9 protein-coding genes are annotated in these 8,361 nt (G+C 67.5%); 5 read left to right on the top strand and 4 right to left on the bottom strand.

The annotated features are described in order from the left end of the window. Positions 1-392 precede the first annotated feature (392 nt). Positions 393-1,517: a citrate/2-methylcitrate synthase gene (locus ACIGKQ_RS06775; protein ID WP_396572866.1), complete on the bottom strand. Its 1,125-nt coding sequence runs from the start codon at positions 1,515-1,517 to the stop codon at positions 393-395. Between the two features lie 94 nt (positions 1,518-1,611). Here ACIGKQ_RS06775 and ACIGKQ_RS06770 point away from each other — a divergent pair, with 94 nt between their 5' ends. Beyond that, on the top strand, positions 1,612-2,844 hold the full coding sequence (locus tag ACIGKQ_RS06770) for a citrate synthase (protein ID WP_396572864.1): 1,233 nt from the start codon (positions 1,612-1,614) through the stop codon (positions 2,842-2,844). Positions 2,845-2,865: 21 nt separating this feature from the next. On the opposite strand, the gene mgtE is transcribed toward ACIGKQ_RS06770, so the two are convergent. Both mgtE and ACIGKQ_RS06760 read right to left on the bottom strand, forming a co-directional pair. Further along, on the bottom strand, positions 2,866-4,203 hold the full coding sequence (mgtE, locus tag ACIGKQ_RS06765; RefSeq protein ID WP_396572863.1) for a magnesium transporter: 1,338 nt from the start codon (positions 4,201-4,203) through the stop codon (positions 2,866-2,868). A 120-nt stretch (positions 4,204-4,323) separates the two neighbouring features. Beyond that, a complete protein-coding gene (locus ACIGKQ_RS06760) occupies positions 4,324-5,091 on the bottom strand; it encodes a methyltransferase domain-containing protein (RefSeq protein ID WP_235722927.1) in 768 nt (255 codons plus the stop codon). A 179-nt stretch (positions 5,092-5,270) separates the two neighbouring features. Between ACIGKQ_RS06760 and rnhA the strand changes: the two genes are divergently transcribed. The 3 genes from rnhA (at position 5,271) to ACIGKQ_RS06745 (ending at position 6,970) form a co-directional block, all read left to right on the top strand. Then, the gene (gene rnhA / locus ACIGKQ_RS06755) at positions 5,271-5,711 is read left to right on the top strand and encodes a ribonuclease HI (protein ID WP_235723046.1); all 441 of its coding nucleotides are present in this window, start codon (positions 5,271-5,273) and stop codon (positions 5,709-5,711) included. Beyond that, entirely contained in the window at positions 5,708-6,640 is a 933-nt protein-coding gene (locus ACIGKQ_RS06750) for a D-isomer specific 2-hydroxyacid dehydrogenase family protein (RefSeq protein ID WP_287014672.1), read from the top strand. Before rnhA ends, ACIGKQ_RS06750 begins: the two co-directional genes overlap by 4 nt. 123 nt (positions 6,641-6,763) lie before the next feature. Then, positions 6,764-6,970, top strand: coding sequence for a cold-shock protein (locus ACIGKQ_RS06745; RefSeq protein WP_266060655.1), 207 nt, complete (start codon positions 6,764-6,766; stop codon positions 6,968-6,970). An 82-nt stretch (positions 6,971-7,052) separates the two neighbouring features. On the opposite strand, the gene ACIGKQ_RS06740 is transcribed toward ACIGKQ_RS06745, so the two are convergent. After that, on the bottom strand, positions 7,053-7,190 hold the full coding sequence (locus ACIGKQ_RS06740; protein WP_287014670.1) for a hypothetical protein: 138 nt from the start codon (positions 7,188-7,190) through the stop codon (positions 7,053-7,055). A gap of 293 nt (positions 7,191-7,483) precedes the next feature. On the opposite strand from ACIGKQ_RS06740, the gene ACIGKQ_RS06735 reads away from it, so the two are divergent. After that, the gene (locus tag ACIGKQ_RS06735; RefSeq protein ID WP_396572860.1) at positions 7,484-8,275 is read left to right on the top strand and encodes an SDR family oxidoreductase; all 792 of its coding nucleotides are present in this window, start codon (positions 7,484-7,486) and stop codon (positions 8,273-8,275) included. Positions 8,276-8,361 lie beyond the last annotated feature (86 nt).

Genomic DNA, 8,361 nt, shown 5'->3' with positions numbered 1-8,361 from the left:
CGGATGGAACCCTAAGCAAGTCCCATTCTGTCACTCAGACAGGGCATTTCGCCTATCCCGCACCGACCGAGCGCATACGAATCGGTGGATCGAGGCTAAGTCGGCACTGCCGAGGCCGATCTCACTGGAGCCACTGCTGCCGGTGCTGCCGACGTCGCCGCCGTGGAATCCGACGGCACTGCAGATCGATGCGTGCGCGGGCGCAGCCGGACCGACGGCGATGGCGCTCACTGCGAGCGCCATGACCACCGGCCCGGTGACAAGTACATGTCGGCTGACCATGAGACCCCCTACACACCCGGCGACTGTGGTGCCAGTGTTACAGATGTTAATCGAGGTCCACAGATCCCGAGCCGAACCGAGATGTAGGCGTGACCGAAAGCTGTCGCAGGTCAGCGGGGCGCGGGACCCACATACCGCGCGCGAGGCCGGATGATCTTGCGCGAGCGGGCCTGCTCGGCGATGTTGGCGCACCAACCCACCACCCGGCTGACGGCGAAGGTGGGCGTGAACATGGACCTGGGGACCCCGCAGGCATCCATCACGACGCCCGCATAGAACTCGACGTTGGCGTACCGGGGTTGGTCGGGGTGCGCTTCACGCAGGACGTCGACCACCTGACGCTCCACCTCGACGGCTCGTTCGACGGTGGGGCCGCCGAGGCCGAGGGCGATCTCGCGCAGCAACTCCGACCGCGGATCGACCGTGCGGTACACCGCGTGGCCGAAGCCCATGATGCGGCGGCGGTCGGCGATCTGTTCCCGCGCCCAGGCGGTGGCGTCACCGTGGCGGGCGATCTCGTCGAGCGAATCCAACGCCCGGTCGGGTGCCCCACCGTGCAGCGGACCCGAGAACGCGCCCAGCGCACCACAGACCGCCGCGTGGATGTCGGCACCGGTGGATGCGATGACCCGGGCGGTGAACGTGGAGGCGTTGAACCCGTGATCGATCGTGGCGATCAGATACTGCTCGACGGCCCGCACGTGCTCGTCCGGGGCGCGGCGTCCGGTCAACTGGTAGAGCCAGTTGGCGGCGACCGGCAACTCCGGGTCGGGTTCGACCGGGTCCTCGCCGCTGCGAATCCGGTGCAGCGCAGCCAGGATCGTCGGCGTCATCGCCGCCACCCGCATCGAGTCGTGGCGGATGGAATCGGCATCGCTCTCCCACAAGGGCGCCACCCCGAGTGCGGGACCGGCCGCCGACAACACCGTCCGCAGGCCCGCGAGGGTGTCGCGGCCGTCGCCGAGCAGGGCCGATGCGCGCAGCAGGCCGGCCAACTCGTCCGGGAGTGGACGCAATTGCGCTGTCGTGGTGCGGAACTGCGTGAGCTGATGTGCATCGGGAAGTGCGCCGTGGACGAACAGGTACCAGACCTCCTCGAATGACCGCGTCCGCGCGAGGTCGATCGCCGAATGCTCACGGTAGTGGTAGAAGCCCTCGTCGCCGCGGACGTCGCCGATCTCGGTGTCGGCGACGACCACATTCGCCAGGCCTTCGGGTGCGATCAGTTGGTTCATCGTAGGTCTCCGTTCGTGTTCGGCGAGTCGAGGTCGCCTCACCTGCCACGATGCGAGTATTGATCGACCGGGTCAATGTTGATTTCATCAATGTATGGCGCCTCGGACCCACACCCGCCGATTCCTGAAGCCGATCCGGCACGACGGCCGCGACTACCTGACCACCGAGCAGGTCGCGAAGCTGCTCGGGGTCAAGACGACCACCGTGTACGCCTACGTGAGTCGCGGCCGGATGACCAGTGCGCGCATCGACGGCGTCGACGGCAGCGTGTTCGGAGTCGACGAGGTGGAAGCACTGATGTCGGGGCGTGTGCGTAGGGCACCGGCCGGGGTCGTCGAACGTATCCGCACACAACTGACCCTGCTGCAGGACGATCACCTGTACTACCGCGGGCGTGACGCCGCCGACCTGGCACGGACCATGTCGTTCGAGAATGTGGCGAACATGTTGTGGGACTACGAGGTCGACTGGGGGTCGCTGTTCCGAATCGACTCGGCGACACGGGATCGGATCGTTTCCCTCGCCGGTCCGCACGCCCGCGGACTCGACCTGATCCGGCTCACCACCGACGTCTGGGGTGCGCGCGACGCGCAACGTCACGACCGGGCCCGGGCCGCGGTGACCACCGCCGCAGCCACCACCATCGCCGCCGCGGTCGACGTGCTGTCGCCCGGCGGTGCGTCGTCGAACGGCGCTCTGGCCCAACGACTGTGGCCGTGTCTCACCGCCGAGCCGGCTACCGCCGAGACGATCCGCGTGCTCGACGCCGCACTGGTGTTGCTCGCCGACCACGACCTGTCGGCGGGCGCGGTCGCGGCCCGCGTGGCGGCCAGTGCGCGCGGCAACGTGTACGCGGTCCTGAGCGCGGGTCTCGGCGCGTTCGACGGTCCGATACACGGTGGTGCAACGACATTCGCCTACCGGATGCTGGCCGGTGCCGTCGCGGATCCGCGTGCGGCGATGGCCGACCAAATGTATCTGGGTGGCCCGATCCCCGGCACCGGACACGTCGTGTACCGCCGTCGTGATCCGCGCGCCGACGTGCTCATCGAGATGCTGCGCACCTCGCCGACCGCCGATCCGAGGGTTGTCGATGCGCTCGAGGAGATCGAGCGTCGCCTGCCGTCGGATACATTCGTGAACTCGGATCTGGCGCTTGCAGCACTCGCGCTTGCCCATCGGATGCGGCCCGACGCCGCCGAGACCATCTTCGCGGTGGCGCGGATGGCCGGCTGGACGGCACACGCACTCGAGGAGTTTCACGAAACCCGGCTGCGGTTCCGGCCCGAAGGGGTCTACACCGGTGTTCGCCCGACGAAGTACTGAGCGTCGCCGGACTCGGCGCCCTCAGATGCCCAGCACCGACTTGGCGATGGTGAAATAGATGATGAGTCCGGTGGCGTCGCAGAACGTGGAGATGAACGGTGTGGAGAACACCGCGGGATCGACCCGACAGATGCGGGCGATCAACGGCATGATCCCGCCGACCGTGGCCGCCAGCGCGCAGATGGCGAGGATGGTCGTGCCGATCACGATGCCGATGTCGAGACCGTAGACGGCCGCGGCGACCGCGAAACCGACTGTGCCCAGGAATGTCCCCAACGTGACGCCGACCCGGATCTCCTTACCTGCGACGCGCAGGACATCCCGCGGTGCGAGCTCGTGGACCGCCAGCGCACGGGTGATGGTGGTGGCGGCCTGCGACCCGGTATTGCCGCCGATTCCGGTGAGCAGCGGGATGAACAGTGCCAGCGCGACTTCCTGTTCGAGGGTGCCCTCGAAGATCTCCAGCACATTGACGGTCAGAATCGCCGATACCGCGAGCACGAACAGCCAGACGATGCGTGCCCGCGTGATGCTGAGGATCGATGAGACGAGGTAGGGCTCCTCGAGGCGTTCGCGGGCACCGCTGCGCGCCTCGTCGACATCGCGCGCCTGTTCGACGACGTCGACGGCATCGTCGATGGTGAGGACTCCCACCAGGCGGTTCTCCGAATCCACCACCGGCATGGCCAGGACGCCCCGCTCCACACATCGGAACGAGGCGGGTTCGGCGTCGTCGAGCGCGTGCGCGTAGATCGGCTCCGACATGTGTTCGCCCGGCTGCGATTCCGGGTCGGCGAGCAGAAGATCACGCAGGGAGAGCATGCCGCAGAGTCGGCGCCCGCGGTCGACGACCGGCACGGCGTAGATCGTCTCGGCGTCGCGGCCGTTCGTGCGTATCCGATCGAGCGCCTGTGCCACGGTCTCGTCCGGGTATGCGTGGACGAACTCCGGGCTCATGCGGCGGCCGACCGACCCGCGCGGGTACCCGAGGACGATTCCGGTGATCTCCCGCTCGCCGGGCGACAGCCCGCGCACGAGCGCCTTGGCGACCGATGCAGGGAGTTCGTCGAGGAGTTCTGCGCGGTCGTCGGGATCGAGTTCGCGGAAGGCCGAGGCGACCTCGGCGGTCCCGAGTTCCTCCACCAGGCCACGCTGGAATGGCGGGGGAAGTGCGTCGAAAACGGCGTTGGCGGCCTCTTTACCGAGCAGTCGAAAAGTCACGCCGCGGTGCCGCCGCGGGAGTTGTTCGATGAGGGCGGCCACGTCGTCGGATGGCATGGCCTGTAGATCCGCCGCGACGGCCGGGAGGTCGCCGGCTCGGACGAGGTGGCCGATCCGATCGGCAGCTGTGGTGATCACGCACCGCAACGTATGGCTGTGGCGTGTACGGACGGTTGCCGTGGGGTGACGTGTCCCGTCACCGCCGCACAGTTGTCACGATTTCGACGACGCCGTGTCCATCGTCGGCACCAGCGCGGGTCAGAACGGCGTGGCGACCGCGAAGGTCCTCCGGAACGGCAGCACAGTGCCCACCGATTGCGGCGGGTAGGCGTCACGCAGGCGCTGCTTGTACTCGGCCATGAAGGTCTCGCAGTCGTCGTCGTCCAGTGCCGTCAGGTAAGGCCGCGCGGTGGTCCCCGCGCTCCAGTCGTAGACGGGGTCGTCGCCGTGCAGCACGTGCAGATACGTAGTCGACCAGGTGTTGGTCGTGAAGCCACGTTCGGTGAAGAAGGCGAGGAGGTCGGCCGGGTCGAAACCGGGCATCCGCCGCACGTCGCGCAGTTGTTCGGCGAAGCGGGGATCGTCGGCGAGGTCGCGTAGCTCGCGGTGCATCGGCGACCCGGTGTTGTCCGGGACCTGGACCGCGAAGACGCCGCCGTCGTTGAGGTGACCGAGCAGGCGGTCGATGATCGCCATCGGGTCGGGAAGCCACTGGAACATCGCGTTGGACACGATCAGATCGACCGGCTGATTGGGCGACCAGTCGGCGGCATCGGCGATGTCGTAGTTGGCGTGTGGATCGGTGTTCTCGCGGAAGGCCTTCTCGATCATGCGCGGCGACGAGTCGATCCCCAGGATCTGGGATTCGGGCCACAGAGCTCGCAGGTGGCGGGTCAGGTGGCCGGGTCCGCAGCCGAGGTCGACGATGGTGGTCGGTGCGGTCGGTACCTGGGCGATGAGATCGAGGAAGGGGCGGGCACGAGCGTCGGCGAATTGCAGGTAACGGTCCGGATCCCAGGTCTGCATGGTTCAAGACTAGGCGTCGGCGCGCGTCGGCGGCAGGCCTCGATCCCCGTCAAACTCCTCGGCACGGCCGATGGCACCCGTGCAGTACCCTTCGGTGAGTGACCGACGCCCTGTTCGAACCCACCCCCGACGAACCGTCCACCGATCTTCTCCCCTCGGAGACGACCGAGCCACACGACGTGGTCGAGATCTCCACCGACGGTGCATGCCTGGGTAATCCTGGCCCTGGTGGATGGGGGGCGATCCTGCGTCACCGCGGACGCGAGAAGCGACTGTCCGGGGCCGATCCGGCCACCACCAACAACAAGATGGAGCTGACCGGCGCCATCGAGGGGCTCGCGGCGCTGACCCGGCCCTCCACGGTAATCATCTACACGGACTCGAATTATGTGCGTAACGGCATCACCAAATGGGTGGCCGGCTGGCAGCGCAACGGGTGGAAGACCTCCGACAAGAAGCCGGTGAAGAACGCCGAGCTGTGGCGCCGCCTCATCGAGGAGGAGAAGCGTCACGAGGTGACGTGGAAATGGGTGAAGGGACACTCGGGGGACCACTACAACGAGATCGCCGACGAACTGGCCACCTCCGCCGCCCGCGGGATCGTCGAGGCGCGCAAGTGAGCCCCGCAAAGACCGACGCCGCCGCGATTCCGGTGGCGGTCGAGCCGAACCGTGACGAGCACCTGGTGGCCGCCGTGGAGTCGGCCGGCGGCCGCGTGGTGGATCTCGCCGATGCCCGGGTGCTGGTGTGGATCGGCGCGGTCGCCGACTTTCCCGACCTCGACGACGACATCGAGTGGGTCGCGCTCAAGACCGCAGGTATCGAGGAGTACGTCGCCGCCGACGTCATCGACGATCGCCGGGTGTGGACCAATGCCTCGGGCTTCTACGCCGACAACGTCGCCGAGCATGCGCTTGGCCTGCTGTTGGCCGGGCTGCGCCAGATCAACACGGCGGTACTCCGGCACTGGGACAAAGAACCCATCGACACCGCGGTCCGCTCGCTGCACGGGTCCACGGTCGCGATCATCGGGGCCGGCGGTATTGCCGCCTCGCTGATCCCGCGCCTGTCGGCGTGCGGCGCCCGCACCATCGCCGTCAACCGCTCCGGCCGGCCGGTCGACGGGGCCGCGCTGACCGTGCCGTCCGATCGCACCGACGAGGTGTGGGCGCAGACCGACCACGTGGTCCTCGCCGCGCCCGCAACCGCGCAGACCCATCATCTGATCAACGCGCAGTCCCTGGCCGCGTTGCCCACTCATGCGTGGATCGTCAATGTGGCTCGGGGACCGCTGGTGGATCAGGCAGCGCTTCTTGATGCGCTGCGCAACGGCGAGATCGCCGGTGCAGCCCTCGACGTCACCGATCCCGAGCCGCCGGCCGGAGACGACCCGCTGTGGTCGCTGCCCAACGTCATCATCACCCCGCACGTCGCGAATCCGGCGTCCGGGCTGACGCGGGCGATGGCACCGTGGATGGCCGAGAACCTTCGCCGCTACCGCTCCGGGGAGGACTTGCTGGCGGTGGTGCGTCCGGGGCAGGACTACTGAGCTACTCCGTGCGTGGGCGAGAGGTGTCGTCGACCGATTCCGGGAAACGGTGGTTGATGTGCCACAATGGTCGCTCGGGCGCCGACTGGCGCCCGACTGCATATAGAGAGAAGTACCCGCATCATGGCACAGGGAACCGTCAAATGGTTCAACAGCGAAAAGGGCTTCGGCTTCATCGCTCCCGACAACAGCACCGACGGTGACGTCTTCGTTCACTACTCGGCCATCCAGACCAGTGGATTCCGCACCCTCGACGAGCAGCAGCGTGTCGAGTTCGAGGTGGAGCAGGGACCCAAGGGGCCGCAGGCCACTTCGGTGACCACCCTCTGACGAGCACCGCTTTCGTACCGACGCCGCCCGATCAACTCGGGCGGCGTTTGTCGTCTCCGAGCCGGTCGCTTGCCTCGGCGGATCACTCGGCGCTGTGCCCACCGCTGGTCTGTTGCGTAGTGGTGGCCGAGAAGAACAGGTCCGTGGTGGCGGTGGTCTGCGGGTCCGAGGTGTTGGTGGTCTCGGAAGCATGTGAGAAGAGCGGGTCGTAGTCGTTCATGTCCGTCCGTTCACGAGGGTTCGACCGGGGCCGGCTGGCCGAGGTACGGGTCGGTGCGGTCATCGCCGTGCGACTGGCGGGCCCGATCATCTCGGTACATCTGGGACGAGCGGACACGTGAGGAGAGTGCGTTCCGCCCGAATCGGGTAACGGATGACTATGCCGTGCGACGCGATGAGAGTGGTTTCAGTGTAGGGCACAGCATGGTGAGCGCAGCGCACACACGCGGCAGACCCCACATTTCGAAGTAGAACGTGTTCTCATTTTGGCGGATAGGTGGCATCCTCGAGGGCGTGATCCTCGACAGATTCCGTATCGAAGACAAGGTGGCGGTCGTGACGGGCGCCGGGCGTGGCCTGGGGGCCGCGATCGCGGTCGCCTTCGCCGAGGCGGGTGCCGACGTGGTGATCTCGGCACGCAGCGAAGGCGAACTCGACAAGGTGGCCGCTCGCATCCGCGAGGTCGGGCGGCGCGCCCTGGTGGTGGCGGCCGACCTGTCCGATCCTGACACCGCCGCCGGTCTCGCCGACACAGCCGCCGACGAGTTCGGACGGCTCGACATCGTGGTCAACAACGTAGGCGGCGCCATGCCGCGCCCGCTGCTCGACACCAAGCCCCGACATCTGACGCAGGCCTTCGACTTCAACGTCACCAATGCACACGCACTGATCCTGGCGGCGGTCCCGCATATGCTCGACAATGCCGACGGCGGTGCGGTCATCAACATCACCTCGACGGTGGGGCGGGCCCCCGGCCGTGCCTACGCGGCGTACGGAACGGCCAAAGGTGCACTGGCCCAATACACCCGACTCATCGCGATGGATCTCAACCCGAAGATCCGGGTCAACGGCATAGCGCCGGGCGCGATCCTGACGTCGGCCCTCGATGTGGTCGCCGACGACGAGAACATGCGCACCCAGATCGAGTCGGCCACGCCGCTACACCGGCTCGGCGAGCCGGAGGATGTGGCGGCCGCCGCGCTGTTCCTCGCCTCGCCGGCCGGGTCGTATCTGACCGGCAAGATCATCGAGGTCGACGGCGGAATCGTCACTCCGAACCTGGATCTGCCGATCCCGGATCTGTAGGTGACGTGCCGGTCGTCGTGGGTGCGGGTCTCGATATGCTCGCTCGCCTGGCGGCTCGCGGGCGACTCGACCAGCGGTTGGGGCGA

Origin of the sequence: Gordonia sp. NPDC062954, assembly GCF_044543825.1 — a bacterium.
In the GTDB taxonomy this organism is placed as follows: Bacteria; Actinomycetota; Actinomycetes; order Mycobacteriales; family Mycobacteriaceae; genus Gordonia; species Gordonia tangerina.
Note: the sequence above shows the minus strand (reverse complement) of the source record. Positions and strands in the feature narration are given on the sequence as shown.